This is a genomic window from Mesorhizobium sp. f-mel, assembly GCF_053850215.1.
This window is the reverse complement of the sequence record NZ_JBSPTO010000001.1, coordinates 740,044-756,721: the sequence shown is the minus strand read 5'-3', so window position 1 is coordinate 756,721 and position 16,678 is coordinate 740,044. Positions and strand designations below refer to the sequence as shown.

Annotated in this window: 15 protein-coding genes; 4 read left to right on the top strand and 11 right to left on the bottom strand. The window is 61.9% G+C overall.

What is annotated here, in order from left to right; translation table 11 throughout:
* The first annotated feature begins 30 nt into the window (after nucleotides 1-30).
* Nucleotides 31-1,443 carry a metalloprotease TldD gene (gene tldD, locus ACWUKX_RS03490; protein WP_287368807.1) on the top strand — a complete coding sequence of 471 codons (1,413 nt, stop codon included), beginning with the start codon at nucleotides 31-33 and terminating at the stop codon, nucleotides 1,441-1,443.
* A gap of 152 nt (nucleotides 1,444-1,595) precedes the next feature.
* Here tldD and ACWUKX_RS03485 read toward each other — a convergent pair whose 3' ends face one another.
* The 4 genes from ACWUKX_RS03485 to ACWUKX_RS03470 form a co-directional block, all read right to left on the bottom strand.
* Nucleotides 1,596-2,102: an RES family NAD+ phosphorylase gene (locus ACWUKX_RS03485; RefSeq protein ID WP_127212544.1), complete on the bottom strand. Its 507-nt coding sequence runs from the start codon at nucleotides 2,100-2,102 to the stop codon at nucleotides 1,596-1,598.
* On the bottom strand, nucleotides 2,095-2,466 hold the full coding sequence (locus ACWUKX_RS03480; RefSeq protein ID WP_456003851.1) for an antitoxin Xre/MbcA/ParS toxin-binding domain-containing protein: 372 nt from the start codon (nucleotides 2,464-2,466) through the stop codon (nucleotides 2,095-2,097). The genes ACWUKX_RS03485 and ACWUKX_RS03480 overlap by 8 nt, the downstream gene beginning before the upstream one ends.
* An 86-nt stretch (nucleotides 2,467-2,552) precedes the next feature.
* The gene (locus tag ACWUKX_RS03475; RefSeq protein ID WP_456003848.1) at nucleotides 2,553-3,794 is read right to left on the bottom strand and encodes a class I SAM-dependent RNA methyltransferase; all 1,242 of its coding nucleotides are present in this window, start codon (nucleotides 3,792-3,794) and stop codon (nucleotides 2,553-2,555) included.
* Nucleotides 3,791-4,585, bottom strand: coding sequence for a TlyA family RNA methyltransferase (locus ACWUKX_RS03470; protein WP_456003845.1), 795 nt, complete (start codon nucleotides 4,583-4,585; stop codon nucleotides 3,791-3,793). The genes ACWUKX_RS03475 and ACWUKX_RS03470 overlap by 4 nt, the downstream gene beginning before the upstream one ends.
* A 165-nt stretch (nucleotides 4,586-4,750) precedes the next feature.
* Here ACWUKX_RS03470 and ACWUKX_RS03465 point away from each other — a divergent pair, with 165 nt between their 5' ends.
* On the top strand, nucleotides 4,751-5,152 hold the full coding sequence (locus tag ACWUKX_RS03465) for a GFA family protein (RefSeq protein ID WP_456003842.1): 402 nt from the start codon (nucleotides 4,751-4,753) through the stop codon (nucleotides 5,150-5,152).
* Nucleotides 5,153-5,397: 245 nt separating this feature from the next.
* Nucleotides 5,398-7,587, top strand: a complete 2,190-nt coding sequence (locus ACWUKX_RS03460; protein WP_456003839.1) for an adenylate/guanylate cyclase domain-containing protein — start codon at nucleotides 5,398-5,400, stop codon at nucleotides 7,585-7,587.
* 173 nt (nucleotides 7,588-7,760) lie between these two features.
* Here the strand turns inward: ACWUKX_RS03460 and ACWUKX_RS03455 are convergent, their stop codons facing one another.
* From ACWUKX_RS03455 to ACWUKX_RS03425, 7 genes are all read right to left on the bottom strand, one after another.
* The gene (locus tag ACWUKX_RS03455; RefSeq protein WP_456003837.1) at nucleotides 7,761-9,359 is read right to left on the bottom strand and encodes an ABC transporter substrate-binding protein; all 1,599 of its coding nucleotides are present in this window, start codon (nucleotides 9,357-9,359) and stop codon (nucleotides 7,761-7,763) included.
* Nucleotides 9,360-9,966: 607 nt separating this feature from the next.
* Nucleotides 9,967-11,880: a 1-deoxy-D-xylulose-5-phosphate synthase gene (gene dxs, locus ACWUKX_RS03450; protein ID WP_456003835.1), complete on the bottom strand. Its 1,914-nt coding sequence runs from the start codon at nucleotides 11,878-11,880 to the stop codon at nucleotides 9,967-9,969.
* 132 nt (nucleotides 11,881-12,012) lie between these two features.
* The gene (locus tag ACWUKX_RS03445) at nucleotides 12,013-12,933 is read right to left on the bottom strand and encodes a pirin family protein (RefSeq protein WP_456003832.1); all 921 of its coding nucleotides are present in this window, start codon (nucleotides 12,931-12,933) and stop codon (nucleotides 12,013-12,015) included.
* 10 nt (nucleotides 12,934-12,943) lie between these two features.
* Nucleotides 12,944-13,210, bottom strand: a complete 267-nt coding sequence (locus tag ACWUKX_RS03440; RefSeq protein ID WP_023716908.1) for a DUF2277 domain-containing protein — start codon at nucleotides 13,208-13,210, stop codon at nucleotides 12,944-12,946.
* Between the two features lie 111 nt (nucleotides 13,211-13,321).
* The gene (locus ACWUKX_RS03435; RefSeq protein WP_029355594.1) at nucleotides 13,322-13,573 is read right to left on the bottom strand and encodes an exodeoxyribonuclease VII small subunit; all 252 of its coding nucleotides are present in this window, start codon (nucleotides 13,571-13,573) and stop codon (nucleotides 13,322-13,324) included.
* A gap of 3 nt (nucleotides 13,574-13,576) precedes the next feature.
* Entirely contained in the window at nucleotides 13,577-14,503 is a 927-nt protein-coding gene (locus tag ACWUKX_RS03430; RefSeq protein ID WP_029355589.1) for a histone deacetylase family protein, read from the bottom strand.
* Nucleotides 14,504-14,651: 148 nt separating this feature from the next.
* Nucleotides 14,652-15,296 carry a TetR/AcrR family transcriptional regulator gene (locus ACWUKX_RS03425; RefSeq protein ID WP_456003829.1) on the bottom strand — a complete coding sequence of 215 codons (645 nt, stop codon included), beginning with the start codon at nucleotides 15,294-15,296 and terminating at the stop codon, nucleotides 14,652-14,654.
* A 119-nt stretch (nucleotides 15,297-15,415) separates the two neighbouring features.
* Between ACWUKX_RS03425 and ACWUKX_RS03420 the strand changes: the two genes are divergently transcribed.
* Complete coding sequence (locus tag ACWUKX_RS03420) at nucleotides 15,416-16,639, top strand: MFS transporter (RefSeq protein ID WP_095518287.1); 1,224 nt, start codon at nucleotides 15,416-15,418, stop codon at nucleotides 16,637-16,639.
* Nucleotides 16,640-16,678 lie beyond the last annotated feature (39 nt).

The window sequence follows — 16,678 nt, the reverse complement described above, 5'->3', positions numbered from 1 at the left end:
GGACAACCTCTTTCCACGGACGGACCTGCCATGAACAGCCTGATCGGCCAATTCGACATTTCCGACGATCGCATCAAACAGATCGTCGCCGAGACCATCAACGGCGCCGACGACGGCGAGCTGTTCCTCGAATACAGCGAAAGCGAAGCGCTGATGTTCGACAATGGGCGGCTGAAGACCGCCAATTTCAATACCGACCAGGGTTTTGGGTTGCGTGCTGTCGCCGGGGAAGCGAGCGGCTACGCACATTCCAGCGATCTTTCCGAAGCATCGCTGCTGCGCGCGGCCGACGCCGTCTCGACGGTGAAGGGCGGCTATTCCGGCACGCTTGCCGCGGCACCCGCCCGCACCAACCGCCATCTCTATGGCGACGAGAACCCGATCCCCTCGCCCTCCTTCGAGGCCAAGGCCAAGCTGCTTCAGGAAATCGATGCGTGGCTGCGAGCCGAGGATCCGCGCGTGCGACAGGTGACGGCTTCGCTCGCCGCCTCCTGGCAGCATGTCGAGATCGTGCGTGCCGACGGCCAGATGGTGCGCGACATCCGCCCGCTGGTCAGGATCAACGTGTCGGTGGTGGTCGGCAACGGCGACCGCCAGGAGAGCGGCTCCTACGGCATGGGCGGACGCAAGGCATTTGGCGAATTCCTGGTCGAGGAGAGCTGGAAGCACGCGGCCAAGGAGGCGCTGCGGCAGGCGCTGGTCAACCTCGAAGCGGTCCCGGCGCCCGCCGGCACCTTCGACATCGTGCTGTCGAGCGGCTGGCCGGGCGTCATGCTGCACGAAGCCGTCGGCCACGGGCTGGAAGGCGACTTCAACCGCAAGAAGACATCGGCCTTCGCCGGACTGATGGGCCAGCAGGTGGCCGCGAAGGGTGTCACCGTCGTCGACGACGGCACCATGGCCGAACGGCGTGGGTCGCTGACCGTCGATGACGAAGGCACGCCGTCGGCCCGCAACGTGCTGATCGACGACGGCAAGCTTGTCGGCTATATGCAGGACCGCCAGAACGCCCGGCTGATGGGCATGGAGGCCACCGGCAACGGACGGCGCGAAGGCTATGCGCACCAGCCGATGCCGCGCATGACCAACACCTACATGACCTCAGGCGATATGCAGCCGGACGAAATCATCGCGTCGGTCAAGAACGGCATCTATGCCGTCTCCTTCGGCGGCGGCCAGGTCGACATCACCTCGGGCAAGTTCGTGTTCGGCTGCACCGAGGCCTACATGATCGAGAATGGTAAGGTAACGCAGCCGATCAAGGGCGCCATGCTGATCGGCAACGGGCCGGATGCCATGCATCGGGTTTCGATGATCGGCAACGACATGAAGCTCGACACCGGCATCGGCATGTGCGGCAAGGCCGGCCAGGGCGTGCCGGTCGGCGTCGGCCAGCCGCATCTCAGGATGAACCAGATGACGGTCGGCGGCACACGGGTTTGATAGATCGGCCGCGCCAGCTATTGTGGTCGCGAAAACCGGTCCCTCTCAGCCGCTGCCGCCCGCGATCCTTGGCAAGTGACTGTAAGGGTGGCGGGAACCGCCAGAGCGGCGTGCAAGAAGCATAGCCGTCTGCCGGCCAGTTTCGAACTGCCCTACAGCCACGAAGCCGGGGTTTTCGGCAAACGATGGTCGGGATCGATGACCTTCAGACGCGGTGCGTTGTTCTCGTTCCATCGCCAGAGGGCGACGCATGTGCCCCCCGGCGACATGAAGGACGGGTAGATCACGCCGTGCTGCCCATCGGCAATCAGGCGATCTCTCAGCGTGTGCGTCTCAGGCACCAGGCCTTGATCCATGATGTCGCGCCATTCGCATCGGTGAATGTCTGGCGTCACGCCGAGCTTGGTCAGCACATCAGCGTCCGTCAGGTCGGCCAGCCGCGCGCCTGAAAGTTCGAGCTGCGCAATCACCGCCGGATGCTGGACAAAGCCCTGGTTGTACTCCGCCCAAGCGGTGGATAATTCCCGCGCAGCATAGATGGTCGGGGTGCCCACCGGATTCCAGCGCCCGCCAAAGCGGGCCGCTCCTTCGCCGGAAAGTGGGAGATGCGCCCAACGCGGCACGAAGGCACGCCATAGGCTCAGCCTGCTGTCAGGCATAGATGCCGGAGCGGACTGCCTCCAGATAGGCAAGCACGTTGTCCGTCTTGCCCTCTCGAACGAGATCGTAGGCGGTCTTTCCCGCCCAGCCGGGGATCGGCTGATGCTTGAACCAGATCGCCGCACGCTGTTCATCGCCGGCCATCTCGCCTGCCATCGCCAGGATACGGACAATCGGACTCAATGCAGCATCGACCTTGCGCGCGCCGGTCTTGGCGGCAAGCGTGTTGCGCGCGACGCCGATCAGGCCCGCCAGTTCGGTCAGATTGACGCCCAGCAATTCAGCCACCCGTCTTGCCGAAAGAAATGGCGTCCGTTCCTCGCCAAAGCGCGATGCTCGAATTTCGAGAGCTGCGGCATTCATGGTATCATCCTAGCACGTTTTGAACAGCATGTGATAAAAATGTGCTCATTTTACGCGCAAATCAAGCTCAAACAAATGCAAACCTGCTACCGCCGTCGTTTCGGCTTCTCCAAAAGCGCAACGGCTTCGACATGCGGCGACCACAGGAACTGATCGATCGGCGTCACTCTTTTCAGCGCATAGCCGCCGTCGATAAGGATGCGCAGGTCGCGCGCCAGCGTCACCGGATTGCAGGAAACCGCGGCGACAAGCGGCACGTCGGAACGGGCAATCTGCTTCGACTGGTCCTCGGCGCCGGCGCGGGGTGGATCGAAGACGACGCCATCGAAGGCATTCAGCTCCTTGAATGTAAGCGGCCGCCGGAACAGGTCGCGGCGTTCACTGATCACTCGTTTCAGACCGCTGGCGAAACGGAACGCCCGGTCGAGCGCCGAAAGGGCTGCCGCATCGCCCTCCACCGCATGGACTTCCGACTTTGCGGCGAGACGTAGCGCAAAGCTGCCGCAGCCGGCGAAGAGATCGGCGACCTTTTTGGCGGGCACCAAATGCCGGCCGACGATGTCGGCCATCGCCTGCTCGGCCGCGTCGGTGGCCTGCAGGAAAGCGCCCGGCGGCACCTCGACAGCGACGTTGCCGAACATGACAACAGGCTTTTTGGGCTCGATGATGGTCTCGCCATCGATCGAAAGCCTGGCCATTCCCTGAGCGATGACGAAGTTGGAGGCGATGCGGCGTTGGTTCTCACCAAGCTTGCCGGACTCGTGAACCGCGACATCGAGGCCGGAACCGGTCGCCGTGACCGTCATGCGGAACGATTTCGTCGTTGCGCAAACCAATTCGGCGAGTGCTTTCAGACGGTCGAGCTTTGCGACGATCTCGGGTAGCGAGATCGGGCATTCCTCGATGGAAATGATTTCGGACGACAGCGCGCGAACAAAGCCGAGCCGCATGCCGGCCTCGCTCCGTCGGGCGGTGAACACGACGCGCCGACGCGTCTGCGGCGCGCACGGGACCAGCGCGTCAATGTCGCAGGCGATTCCCTTGCTGTTGAGCGCATGCGCAACCTTGTCGCGCTTCCACTTATGATAAGCTTCGGCCTCAAGATGCTGGATGGCGCAGCCGCCGCATTCGGTGAAATGTCGGCAGGCGGGATCGATGCGAAGCGGAGAAGCCTCCAGCACCGACATCAGCGTGGCACGGTCCTTTTCGCGCGCGGCGGTGACGGTTTCACCGGGCAGCGTGAACGGAATGAAAAGCTCGCCGGTTTCAGTCTCGGCGACGCCGTCGGCCTGGGATCCCAGTCTTGCGATCGTGAAGCGCGCGTTCATCGGCCTCCGATCCCCCTGTTCTCGACTTCGGCATCCTTGATCCCGGCGAGCAGGAACTCGCGGTTGCCGTCGCCGCCTTCGATCGGCGACAGATGCAGTCCCAGCGAGCGCCAGCCCGGGACGCCGTCGAGCCAATCCTGCAGCAGGCCGGCAACCCGCGCGGCATCATATGGGTCTTTCAGCAAGCCACCCTTGCCGATCGCCTCGCGGCCCGCCTCGAATTGCGGCTTGACCAGAAATATTGCTCTGGTGCCGCTCGTGGCGATGGCGAGCGCCGGCGGCAGCGCCAGTTTCAACGAGATGAAGCTGACATCGGAGACGATAAAATCCGGAATGCGATCGGCAAGATCGGCGGCGGAAAGATCACGGGCGTTCAATCCCTCGATCACCGTCACACGCGGATCGCCAGCGATATCCGGATGTATCTGGCCATGCCCGACATCGATCGCCGTGACATGTGCCGCGCCGCGTTCAAGCAAGACCTGAGTGAAGCCTCCGGTCGAGGCGCCGACGTCCAGCGCTTCGCTGCCGGCGGGATCGAGACCGAAATGATCGAGCCCGGCGATCAGCTTCAGCGCAGCACGCGACACGTAACCCAGCGCCGGATCATCGACGGCTATGAGGCAATCAGCCAGGACGGTCTGGCCGGGCTTGCGGGCGATGACGCCATCGGCCGTCACCGTACCGCGCTCGATCGCGTCGCGGGCGCGAGAGCGGCTGGGAAACAGGCCGCGCGCGACGAGAAGTTCGTCGAGCCGCTGGCGTGGGCTGGCTGGCAAAGGGGAGTTCATCGGCCTTCATGGCGAAAGCCCGTCACGAAGGCAAGGATATTGGGAAGAACAACGAACATCTTGGGGGAAAGCAGGCCGCGCCACAACTTGTTGAATATCGCACCAGGTCCGGCACAATGTTGGGAACGATATACCGTTTTGCTGCCAGAACGTGAAGGAGGACGGATGCTGACCGGAACCTGCCATTGTGGCGCGGCCCACTGGACGTTGGAGGGCGATCCCGGCTCGATCACAGCCTGCAATTGCACGCTGTGCCGCCGCTATGGCGCACTGTGGGCTTACGATTATGTCGACGAACGCATTCACGTTGCGGGATCGACAAGGTCTTATACGCGCGCCGGAAAAGATACCCCGTCGCTCGAGATTCTGTTCTGTCCGACATGCGCCTGCGTTCTGGCCTGGCGTGGTTTGCGATCCAGTGCCGACGGTCGCACTCGGATCGCCGTCAATGTGAGGCTTGCGCCGCCTGACGCCGTCGCCGACCTCCCAATCGACCATTTCGATGGTCTCCATACGTTCGAGGACCTGCCGCGCGATGGTCGCTGCGTGCGCGATATGTGGTTCTAGTGGAAAAATCTGACACTCAGTACCGGTGCGGAAGGGCAGAAGATGACCCCTTGGCGGTGGTTCGTTCGCGACCGGCCGAATTCACGCCCATGACTCTGAGCTGACCTTCATCAGCCCATTTCGCTGCCCGATGGCCGACGCTCACCCCAACCAGCGTTCCTGACCCAAAGCCGACCAGAGCAGGACTAGGCTCCGAAGCGATACTCTTTTATCGTGGAAACAGTTGCCCAGCGCCGGACACTACCATGGAGCGCAGGCTTGCGGCGATACTTGCCGCTGACATCGTTGGCTACAGCCGCCTTATGGAAGCCGATGAGGCGGATACCCTCGCGCGCCTGAAGAGTACCCGCGAGAACCTGATCGATCCGAAGATCGCCGCTCATAAGGGGCGCATCGTGAAGCTCATGGGCGACGGCGCGCTGATAGAATTCTCCAGCGTGGTCGACGCGGTCGGTTGCGCCGTCGAAATCCAGCGGACGATGGCGGAGTGCAACGCCGAACTGCCGAAGGAAAAACAGCTCGAATTCCGCATTGGCGTAAACCTTGGCGATGTGATTGTCGAAGGGCAGGACATCTATGGCGACGGCGTGAATGTCGCGGGGAGACTGGAAGGATTGGCCGAACCCGGGGGCGTCCTGATTTCTGGAACGGCATTCGATCAGGTCGAGAGAAAGCTGGATTTTGAGTTCGAGTTTTTGGGTGAACAACAACTCAAGAACATCGAAAAACCTGTTCGCCTGTATCGGGTGAGCCCGCGGACACGCGCCGCGTCCGGAGCAGTTCCAGCAAAACGCAAACGTCATATCGAAAGGCGCCGGCTGACAGTCGCGGCGACGGCGCTGATCCTGATCGCCGGAGGTGTAGCGCTTTGGAACGTGCTCGGCGACGGTTCAGGTCCGCGGGTCGAGGTGGCCTCGAAGGCAAGAATGGTGCTCCCGCTGCCTGACAAGCCATCCATCGCCGTGTTGCCGTTCACCAATATGTCCAACGAGGCGGGGCAAGAGACCTTTACTGATGGCATGACCGATGACTTGATTACCGACCTTTCCAAGGTTTCCGGCCTCTTCGTAATCGCGCGAAACTCGACATTCGCTTACCGCGGCAAGCCGGTGAAAATCAGCCAGGTCGCCGAGGAACTTGGCGTGCGCTACGTTCTCGAGGGGAGCGTACGGCGCGCCGGCGAGCAGGTGCGAGTCAACGCCCAGCTCATCGATACCCTCTCCGGCGGGCATGTGTGGGCGGACAGGTTCGATGGAAACGTCGCCGATATTTTTGCGGTCCAGGACGTTTTTGTCGCAAAGATCGTCGAAGCGTTGAAGGTCAATCTCACCACCACCGAAAAAACGGAAATTGCCCGCGCCAAGCCGGACAACATTGCAGCCAAGGAAGCTTTCGAAGAGGGCTGGAGCCTTTATCTCCGTTACAACGCAAAGGACACAGCTGCCGCCATTACTTCCTTGAAAAAAGCAACCGAATTTGATCCCGAATATGGGCGCGCTTATGCCGCCCTGGCGCTGGCCTACTTCCGCGTCGTTGAGTCACTCTGGGGTAAAGAACTCGGAAGGGACGAACCATATTTCTGGTGGGGAGCTCACGATTATGTAGAGCTGGCCAACAAATATCCAACGTCACTGTCTTATACGGTCGAGGCATTGCGGGACGTCTATCAAGGTCTGGCCGAAGATGCACGCAGGAATGCCGGTCGAGCGATTGCTTTGGATCCCAACGACCCCGAGGCACACATCGCAACGGCTTGGGCGCTGACGATCTCAGGCGAACCTGCAGAGGCGCTGAATTTCGTCGCGACCGCCATGCGGCTCAACCCGAACTATCCAAGCCACTACGTTCTCGCGCGTGGATTGGCGCTTTTTGCAACGGGCGATCTGAAACAAGCGGCTGAGGTGTTCGGAGAAGGCGTCAGGCGAAACCCAGACGCAACTGCGCTCTTTCTACCTTTCAGTTCCGTGCTGGCGCAGCTCGGTCGCCGGGAAGAAGCGAGACAAATGCTACTGAAGTTCCGACCGGGTTTAGACCAGAAAGGGCTCGAAAACCTTCCCGACACCTTACACCTCTCGTTCAAATGGGATTATGAACACGCAAGCGTCCGGGAGCGCCTGAATGACGGTGTCCGTGTCGCTGCGCTGCCGCTGGACGTCACCGTTACGAGCCTGGAAGCAGAGCTTGAGACCGGCAATCCCTTTTCCCAGCAATATGCAGCAAAGCGACTGGGCTGGTTTGGCGCAGCGGCAGCACAAGCCGTTCCGGCTCTGGTTGAAGCGCTCAAGGTTGAATACCTCCGCCGGGAGGCCATCGAGGCGCTGGGAAAGATCGGGCCTTCGGCACGAACTGCGATTCCGGCGCTCGTGGCACTCCAGAATGAAGCTCTGGTTGGCATTTACGCAAAGGACGCGTTGTCCAAGATCAGAGGCAATTGATGGACACTGGACGCGCGCTAGCGATTTCCGCTTGTGGCCCAACTCGGACCTGCTGCGATGTCCGCTCCGGAGCCGCTGGTGGGGGACAAGGGGACATCAAACGCGTCCAGTCCGCCATCCCAATTTATGAGTACACGGGCCCAAAAATCTGCCAAAGTAGTGCTAGTCTTAGTCTAGGCGAACCACCAGCGTTCCGCGATCTTCTGCCCGTCCATCGGCCAGTTCGACGCCACCTCGCCATGGGCGAGAGCCTTGGTGTGGGCATCGACATAGGAGTTGAAGACCAGGTTCACCAGCCCGCCGTCGTCATGCAGCAATTGCTGCATTTCGGCATAAATGCCGGCACGCTTGGTATCGTCGGTCTCCGAGCGGGCGGCGACGAGCAGCTCATTAAAGCGCGGATTTTTCCAGAACGTTTCGTTCCACACCGCTTCCGCCGCATAGGCGGTGGTGAACATCCAGTCGCACGTCGGCCGGCCGGCCCAGTAAGAGGCGAAGAACGGCTTCTTGAGCCAGACATTGTCCCAATAGCCGTCGTTGGGCTCCCTGATCACATTCAGGTTGAGCCCGGCCGCCCGGGCATGCTCCTGCCACAGGAGAGCCGAGTCGGTCGCACCCGTGAACGCGGCATCCGCGACCGACAGGTCGAACTGGGTGTTCTCGGCCCCCGCCTTCTTGAGGAGGCTCTTGACCATGTCGGGGTCGTAGACGTGCTTCGGCTGCGGATCGATCGCGAACTTGACGGTTGGCGCGATCGGATTGTCGTTGCCGACGGCGCCGTGGCCGAGAAACACCTTCTGCACGATCTCGTCGCGATTGAGCGAGTATTTGATCGCATTGCGCACATCGGGACTGTCGAAGGGCGCTTTCTGGACGTTCATGACATAGACATAGTGGCCGTAGCCCGTCGTCTCCAAGATCACGAGATCGGGGTTCTGCTTCAGAATGTCGAGCGTCTTCAGATCGCAGCGATCCATGTAGTGGACCTCGCCGGTGTAGAGCGCGTTGGTGCGCGCCGTTACATCATAGATCGCCAGGCATTCAACATGGTCGAACCAGCCCTTGTCGGATTTGAAGTAGCTCGGGTTCTTGTTGAAGGTGGCGATGACGCCGGGCTCGAATTTCTCGAGCATGTAGGGGCCGGTGCGGATGCCCGACTCCCAGTCGACGCCGCCCTCTTTCGCCGGCATTACCGGGATGTCCGACATGATGTAGGGGAAGTCGGCATTGCCGCCGTCGAGTTCGAACACCACCGTCGCGGCACCGTCTGCGACGACATTCTTGACCGAAGCCAAGAGCGATTTCATCACCGATTTCGTGCCCTCGACGTTATGATGCCTGACAGAGGCCACGACATCGTCGGCGGTAACCGTCTTGCCATTGTGAAAGGTGGCGCCTTTCCTCAGTTTGAACACCCACTTCTTGGCGCCGTCTGACGGCTCAAAGCTCTCGGCGAGGTCGGGGACCACGTTGCCCTTGGAATCGATCTCGGTCAGGCTATTCGACAAGGTTCCGAATAGCGCGGTGCCGGTGAACTGGTTGACGTTGGTACTACCCGGATCCAGTGAATCGGTGGCGGCGGCATCGCCGATGCCGATCTTCAAGGTGCCGCCCTTCTTGGGCTCGGCGCGCACCGCCTTCACGAACATCGCATTGGCGGCCGTGGCGGTAAGGCCGGCGGCGAGCGCCAGCTGAACAAAGTCACGACGCGAGACCCTGCCTTTCGCGGCAAGCTTGGGGGCCGACTGCAGTTTCGTTTCAAATTCCGTCACAGATGCTCTCTCCCTCGAACGGAAGATCATGCGAGACCCTCGGCGGCCCGAGAGACTTTAGGACGATAGCACAACAGGCATTCCCGAGCTAACGAGGACCTCCGGCAGCGCACGGTCGGACTCGTGTCCTCTCGCTTGCTCCCGCGCGGACTTGGGCCTCGCCCGGGGCGGATGGATCGGTCGATATCCAGTTCGTTGGCTGCGACGGAAAGATTGCCAACTGTATTTCAATTACACCAGGCTGGAGTTACTGGGTCCCCTTCTATCACGTGCGCACGCAAATTTTAGATCGCCCGTGGGTATTCCCGGAGCCGAAGCTGATGAATTGATGAGGTTGTCGAATGTCCGCTCTTCCAAAGCTGCCCTGGAATCGCTTTCGCTAATGTCCGTTTCTGGCGCTGGTTGCTCATTTCCAGTCGACAATCGAACGGCACGAAACCACCCATTTCTGCCCTTCACACACGGTAGCAAGCATCAGGATTTCACTCTGCTTCTGAGAAGATTGGCCGCGAGACCAGAGACACCGTAGGCGAATGCCAAATGACAACACAAACAGTCAGTTACGACTGCCCGTCGGGAAGCTTATTCAAGCCGTTGAGACTTTGATTCAGGCGCTTTGCGCGCTCGCGGTGTGTCCCAGCGCCACGAAGACGGTGCGCACGATACCGGCGGCATCAAGCCCGGCGTCGGCGTACATCTTTTCGGGCTTGGCGTGATCGACAAAAGTGTCGGGCAACACAATCGGGCGTACCTTCAGGCCGTTTTCCAGCAGCCCTTCATGGGCCAGGAATTGCAGCACATGGCTGGCGAAGCCGCCGACCGCGCCCTCTTCCACTGTTACCAGCACCTCATGCGAGCGCGCCAGCCGCCGGATCAGGTCCTTGTCGAGCGGCTTGGCGAAACGAGCATCGGCGACCGTCGTGGAAAGCCCTGCCGCGCCGAGCTCCTCGGCCGCAGCCAGGCAATCCTGCAGCCGCGTGCCGAAGGAAAGCAGCGCAACCTTGGTGCCCTCCCTGACGATACGGCCCTTGCCGATTTCGAGAACCGAGCCACGCTCCGGCAAGTCGACGCCGACGCCGTTGCCGCGCGGGTAGCGGAAGGCGATCGGGCCTTCATCGTAGCTTGCCGCCGTGCGCACCATGTGGCGCAGTTCCGCCTCATCCGCTGCGGCCATGACGACAAAACCGGGCAGCGTCGCCAAGAAAGTCGTGTCGAAGGCGCCGCAATGGGTCGCCCCGTCGGCCCCGACGAAGCCGGCGCGATCGATCGGAAAGCGCACCGGCAGTTTCTGGATCGCCACGTCGTGGACGACCTGGTCGTAGGCGCGCTGCAGGAAGGTCGAATAGATCGCTGCGAAAGGTTTGAAGCCTTCCGTGGCAAGGCCGGCGGCAAAAGTCACCGCGTGTTGCTCGGCGATGCCGACATCGAAGGTCCTCGACGGGAACGCCTCGCCGAAGAGGTCGAGGCCGGTGCCGTTCGGCATGGCGGCGGTGATGGCGACGATGCGATCATCTTCGCGGCCTTCCTGGATCAGGCTTTCGGCAAAGACCTTCGTGTAGCTCGGCGCGTTGGCCGGCGCCTTGGCCTGCGCGCCGGTGATGACGTCGAATTTGTTGACGCCGTGATATTTGTCGGCGGCCGCCTCGGCCGGTCCGTAGCCCTTGCCCTTCTGGGTCACGACGTGGATCAGCACCGGACCGTCGGCATTGTCGCGGACGTTCTTCAGCACCGGGATCAGGTGCTCGAGATTGTGACCGTCGATCGGGCCGATGTGATAGAAACCCATTTCCTCGAACAGTGTGCCGCCGGTGACGTAGCCGCGCGCATGCTCGACCGCCCGCTTGATGGCGCGATCGGCGCGCTCGCCGAGATAGGAAGTCAGCTTCTTGCCGAAATCGCGCAAGCCCAGATAGGCCTTGCCCGACGCCAGGCGGGCCAGATAGGCGCTCATCGCGCCGGTCGGCGGAGCGATCGACATGTCGTTGTCGTTGAGGATGACAATCAGGCGGGCATCGAGCGCGCCGGCATTGTTCATCGCCTCATAGGCCATGCCGGCCGACATGGCGCCGTCGCCGATAACGGCAATGACATTGTTGCGGCCACCGGAGAGATCGCGTGCCATTGCCATGCCGAGGCCGGCGGAAATAGAGGTCGAGGAGTGGGCGGCGCCGAACGGATCGTATTCGCTCTCGGCGCGCTGGGTGAAACCGGACAGGCCGCCTTCTTGCCGCAGCGTGCGGATACGGTCGCGGCGGCCGGTCAGGATCTTGTGCGGATAGGCCTGGTGGCCGACGTCCCAGATCAGCCGGTCGTCTGGCGTGTTGAAGACATAATGCAATGCGACCGTCAGTTCGACCACGCCAAGGCCAGCACCGAGATGTCCGCCGGTGTGGGACACGGCGTCGATCAACTCGGTGCGAAGCTCCGACGCCAACTGCGGCAGATCACCTGCGTCAAGCGTCCTGAGGTCGGCCGGGATGCGGACCTTGTCGAGAAGTGGCGTATGGAGCTTTGCGTTCACTGGTGCTAGGGCCTGCTTTTATCCACGTGCGAAATAGGCCGCTGGCCGGCGAATGTAAATGCGTGCGAGTGACGCGGCGTAGATTCAAAGTGTTAGGGTTTCCTTTACGCGTCCAAAAGGACGCGCGGCGCTCTAATTGTCCGGCAGCGGAATGAACTCTTCTTCATCTCCAGGAACGATATCGAAGCGGCCTGTCTTCCACTCTTCTTTCGCCTGTTCGATGCGTTCCTTCGACGATGACACGAAATTCCACCAGATGTAGCGCTTGGAGCCGAGCGAGGCGCCGCCGAACAGCATGAAATGCGCTCCACCTTCCGAGGACACGACGATCTCGTCGCCGGGCCGGAACACCAGCAGCCGCTCTGCCGGAAAGCGGTCGCCGGAGATCGAAACCTCGCCTTCCAACGTATAGATGGCACGCTCCTCGGCATCGGCAGGGATTTTCACGCTGGCGCCGGGCGCCAGGCTGAGGTCAGCATAGAGCGTGTCCGAAGCAGTCGCGACCGGAGACCGCAGCCCGGAAAACGCACCGATGACGACGCGCCCGCTGACGCCTTCGGCGTCGATCTCGGGCAGACGCATGGCCGCCGTATTCTCGAAGATTGGATCGACCTCCTCCTTGTCGTCGGGCAGCGCCAGCCATGTCTGCAGGCCGGACACCGACATCGGTGCGCCGCGCAGCTCCTGTGGCGTACGCTCGGAATGGACGATACCGCGGCCGGCGGTCATCAAATTCACGTCACCGGGCTGGATTACCATTTCGGTGCCGAGCGAATCGCGATGCCTGACCTTGCCGTCAAACAGGTAAGTGACCGTCGACAGGCCGATATGCGGATGCGGACGGACATCGAGCGCCTGGCCGGCCCGCAAAATCGCCGGGCCCATGCGATCGAAGAAGATGAAGGGGCCTACCAGCCGGCGCCTGGCGGTTGGCAAGGCACGGTGAACCTGAAAGCCGCCAATATCCTTGGCGTTCGGAATGACCATCAGTTCGATCTGGTCGCTGGCGAAGGCGTCACCGGGCAGAGGGTCGTTTCCGGGGAAGAAGCTCATGCGGTCTTCCTCAGGCGAAGCGGAGTGCAGACTTGGCTTTCGCCTTGGCCGCCACCTCTTCGCGATTGCGCGGATGCTGTGTCGTCTCGAGGCTGTCTAGCAATTCGCGCGCCGACGCGGCTATGGCCTCGACGGCGTGGTCGAACGCATGCTGGTTCTGTTTCGACGGCCGCGTCGTTCCGCTCAGCTTGCGGACAAACTGGAGTGCGGCATCGCGGACCTCGTCATTGGTTGCCGGCGGATCGAAATTGAACAGGGTCTTGATGTTTCTGCACATCGTTCGCGATCTCCTCTCGTCCTGGAGCCGTTTTCAAACGGGATGAATTTTATCCTCAATCATGATCATATCCAAAAGCCGCGAGGCGAAATTGTCGTTCGAGACCGCGCTTTACTCCGCGTCCAGCGGCTCTGTCCCCACCGGCTTACCGTCGCGCGAAAGCCTGATCTTTTCGACCTTGTCCTCGGCCGCCTTGAGCAGCCGATCGCAATGGACCTTCAGTGCCTCGCCGCGCTCATAGATGCGGATCGACTGGTCGAGCGGCACGTCACCGCGCTCCAGATCATCGACGATTTTCTCCAGCGCGTCGAGCGCCTGCTCGAAGCTCATTGCCTTAACGTCTTCGTTGGTCTCACCAGCCATCGTCTATCCTTTCATCAGTCGTCCGACATGGGCGGCGACCGAAAATGCCAATCCCTGCAGATCGTAGCCGCCCTCGAGCAGGCTGACGAGCCGGTTGTCGCTGTGGCGACCGGCGCGCTGCATCAACTGGCCGGTTGCCCAGTCGAAATCGCCCTCGGTCAGGTTGATCTCGGCCAGCGGATCGCGGTGGTGCGCATCGAAGCCGGCGGAAATTATGATGAGGTCGGGCGCGAAACTGTCGAGCGCCGGCAAGATGCGCGACAGGAAAGCGTCGCGGAAAACCTCGCTGCCGGTTTGCGGCGCCAGCGGCGCGTTGACGATGTTGCCGGCGCCGGTTTCGCTCACGGCCCCGGTCCCTGGGTAAAGCGGCATCTGGTGCGTCGAGCAGTAGAGCACCGACGGATCGTCCCAGAAAATATCCTGTGTGCCATTGCCGTGGTGGACGTCCCAGTCGACGATGGCGACGCGCTCGGCCTGGTGCTGCCTTTGCGCGTGGCGCGCCGCGATCGCCGCGGTGTTGAACAGGCAGAAGCCCATGGACGTCGTCTTTTCGGCATGATGGCCGGGCGGCCGGGCGGCGACGAAGACATTGGTGGCGTTGCCCCGAAAAACATCGTCGACGGCCGCGTTGGCGGCACCGATCGCCGTCACAGCCGCCTGCCAGCTTTTCGGGCTGGCGGTGGTGTCGGCGTCGACGCGAGCGATACCGGTGTCCGGTATCGTAGCGCGGACCCGCTCGACGAATTCCTGCGGATGTGCGTAGAGGATGGTGGCCTCGTCGCCTTCCGGCGCCTCGGCACGATCAAGGGCCGCAAAGGCCTCGTCGTCGAGCGCGCGTTCGATGGCGCGCAGGCGGTCCGGCCGCTCCGGATGACCGGGCGGCGTTATGTGTTCGAGAAAGACCGGGTGGGTATAAAGCCTTGTGACCATGCCCCCGATATAGGCGCGCCCGGCGGCTTTGACCATGTTCTGGCGCCACCAAAGCAAGACGTTCAACAGGGTTTAGATGTTGGGGTGCTGGTTGGGTCCAGCGCGAGCCATTGCCGCGCGCCTTGGCTTCGAAGGTCTTGAAACAGACTCAGGCCAGCGATTTATCAATCTCAGCCGGTGCTTGCGAACGGCCAATCCTGCGGCTTTGCTTGAGCAGCCCCTCCAAAAGCACGTTGAATGCCTGCACCGCCTTTTTCGACGTCGCTTCGGGATCCTCCGAATTTGCGATCCACTGCGCGGCATGTAGCGAGGCGCCGCTGATCAACCTTGCTGCGGCTTCGGGATCAACAGCAACGATGGTTCCCTCGTCCCTCAGCTTTTGAAGGTTCTCGCTCATCGAGCGGATGCACTCATTCTGGCTCGGCCATTGCGAAGGATCGCCGAGCACCGCCGGTCCATCGCGAAGGACAATACGCTGGATCTCAGGCTCCAGCGCCATCTCGATATACGCGGTGCATTCGTCGACAAAGCCCTGCCAGAGAGTGTCCGCCCTGGCCGAAACGATCTTCAGCCGGGCCAACATTTCCGCGTCGATCTCGGCGATGACCGCTTGGAGAAGGCCCTTCTTGTCGCCGAAGTGATGATAAAGCGCACCACGCGTCAGCCCGGCCGATGCGGTGAAGTCGTCCATCGACGCTTCGGCATAGCCGACAGTGCCAAAGGCATGGCGCGCCGCCGCGACCAATTTGGCGCGGGTCTCGGCGATCATTTCCTTGCGTGGTCTGTGCCCCATTCGCTCATTCCTTCACATACGTCTCGTATATTAATTGACATACGCGTCGTATGTCATTATCTGATTTGCATACGCCACGTATATAAGTGGCTCGACCTCAAGAATCCAGGAGTGTTCTCATGCCCAATCCCTATCGCGAAATCTTCAAGGCAAGGGGAGCCAAGGGCTTCGCCGCAGCCGGCTTCGTTGCCCGGATGCCGATGGCCATGGCTCCGATCGGGATCGTCGCGATGCTGTCGCAGACGCACGGCGAGTACTGGCTGGCCGGCGCCGTCTCAGCGACATATGCGCTGGCCAATGCTTTCGTCGCGCCGCAGATATCGCGGCTGGTGGACCGCCTCGGCCAGGCGCGGATTGTGGTGCCCACCACTGTGATTTCCGTGCTCGCTTTCGTGGTGCTGGTAGCGGCGGCCAATCAGGACTGGCCGATATGGACACTGTTCGTGTCAGCGCTGCTGGCCGCCGCAATGCCCAGCATCCCCGCAATGGTGCGCGCGCGCTGGACAGAGCTCTTCCGGGATCGCCCTGAGATGAACACCGCGTTCGCCTTCGAGTCGGCGGCCGACGAGCTGGTCTACATCGCCGGGGCATCGCTATCGGTGGGCCTGAGCGTGGCCCTTTTCCCGGAAGCGGGAATGTTGGCGAGCACGTTGTTCCTCGCCTTCGGCTCGACAGCATTCATCCTGCAGCGCTCGACCGAGCCGCGAGTGCGACCGGTCGACCAGGGCTCGCGCGGCTCGGCAATCCGCCTGCGGCCGGTCCAAATCATCACCTTGGCCCTGATCTTCATTGGCGCGACCTTCGCAACCACGGAGGTGAGCACCGTGGCAATCACCAAAGAGCTCGGCCAGCCGGGCGCCGCCAGCCTCGTCATCGGCGTCTACGCCCTCGGATCGTTCGTCGTCGGCATCATCATCGGCGCCCTGAACCTGAAAACACCGCTGCAAATTCAGCTTGCCATCGCGATCGCCATCATCGCGCTCACCACGCTGCCGCTGCTCGTCGCCGACACGGTGCCTCTTCTGGCGCTGGCCGTCTTCGTTAGCGGTGTGGCGATCTCGCCGACCTTCATCACGGCATTCGGCCTGATCGAGCGGCGCGTGCCGGAGGCGATGCTGACCGAGGGCGTCACCTGGGTCATGACCGGCATAGGCATCGGCATGGCGCTCGGCTCCTTCGCCGCCGGATGGGTGGTGGACGCCTTCGGCGCACAGAGCGGGTTCCTGGTGTCGGTGGCGGCTGGCGCAATCGCACTGGTCATCGTGCTGCTCGGCATGCGCAGCCTTGCCACGGCGGATTGCGACACCTCCGCATGCGACGCAGCCGCGGTTCCTGCCGAATAGGCTCCTATGCGTCCGGTCCTGAGCAGGGCCGGACGCATG

Excerpts from the sequence above, each read along its gene's own strand:
- ACWUKX_RS03440 (WP_023716908.1), bottom strand. The coding sequence starts at position 13,210 with ATGTGCAGAAACATCAAGACCCTGTTCAATTTCGATCCGCCGGCAACC.
- ACWUKX_RS03445 (WP_456003832.1), bottom strand. The coding sequence starts at position 12,933 with ATGAGCTTCTTCCCCGGAAACGACCCTCTGCCCGGTGACGCCTTCGCC.
- ACWUKX_RS03435 (WP_029355594.1), bottom strand. The coding sequence starts at position 13,573 with ATGGCTGGTGAGACCAACGAAGACGTTAAGGCAATGAGCTTCGAGCAG.
- ACWUKX_RS03425 (WP_456003829.1), bottom strand. The coding sequence starts at position 15,296 with ATGGGGCACAGACCACGCAAGGAAATGATCGCCGAGACCCGCGCCAAA.
- ACWUKX_RS03475 (WP_456003848.1), bottom strand. The coding sequence starts at position 3,794 with ATGAACGCGCGCTTCACGATCGCAAGACTGGGATCCCAGGCCGACGGC.
- ACWUKX_RS03430 (WP_029355589.1), bottom strand. The coding sequence starts at position 14,503 with ATGGTCACAAGGCTTTATACCCACCCGGTCTTTCTCGAACACATAACG.
- ACWUKX_RS03465 (WP_456003842.1), top strand. The coding sequence starts at position 4,751 with ATGCTGACCGGAACCTGCCATTGTGGCGCGGCCCACTGGACGTTGGAG.
- ACWUKX_RS03485 (WP_127212544.1), bottom strand. The coding sequence starts at position 2,102 with ATGCCTGACAGCAGGCTGAGCCTATGGCGTGCCTTCGTGCCGCGTTGG.
- ACWUKX_RS03460 (WP_456003839.1), top strand. The coding sequence starts at position 5,398 with ATGGAGCGCAGGCTTGCGGCGATACTTGCCGCTGACATCGTTGGCTAC.
- ACWUKX_RS03470 (WP_456003845.1), bottom strand. The coding sequence starts at position 4,585 with ATGAACTCCCCTTTGCCAGCCAGCCCACGCCAGCGGCTCGACGAACTT.
- tldD (WP_287368807.1), top strand. The coding sequence starts at position 31 with ATGAACAGCCTGATCGGCCAATTCGACATTTCCGACGATCGCATCAAA.
- ACWUKX_RS03480 (WP_456003851.1), bottom strand. The coding sequence starts at position 2,466 with ATGAATGCCGCAGCTCTCGAAATTCGAGCATCGCGCTTTGGCGAGGAA.
- ACWUKX_RS03420 (WP_095518287.1), top strand. The coding sequence starts at position 15,416 with ATGCCCAATCCCTATCGCGAAATCTTCAAGGCAAGGGGAGCCAAGGGC.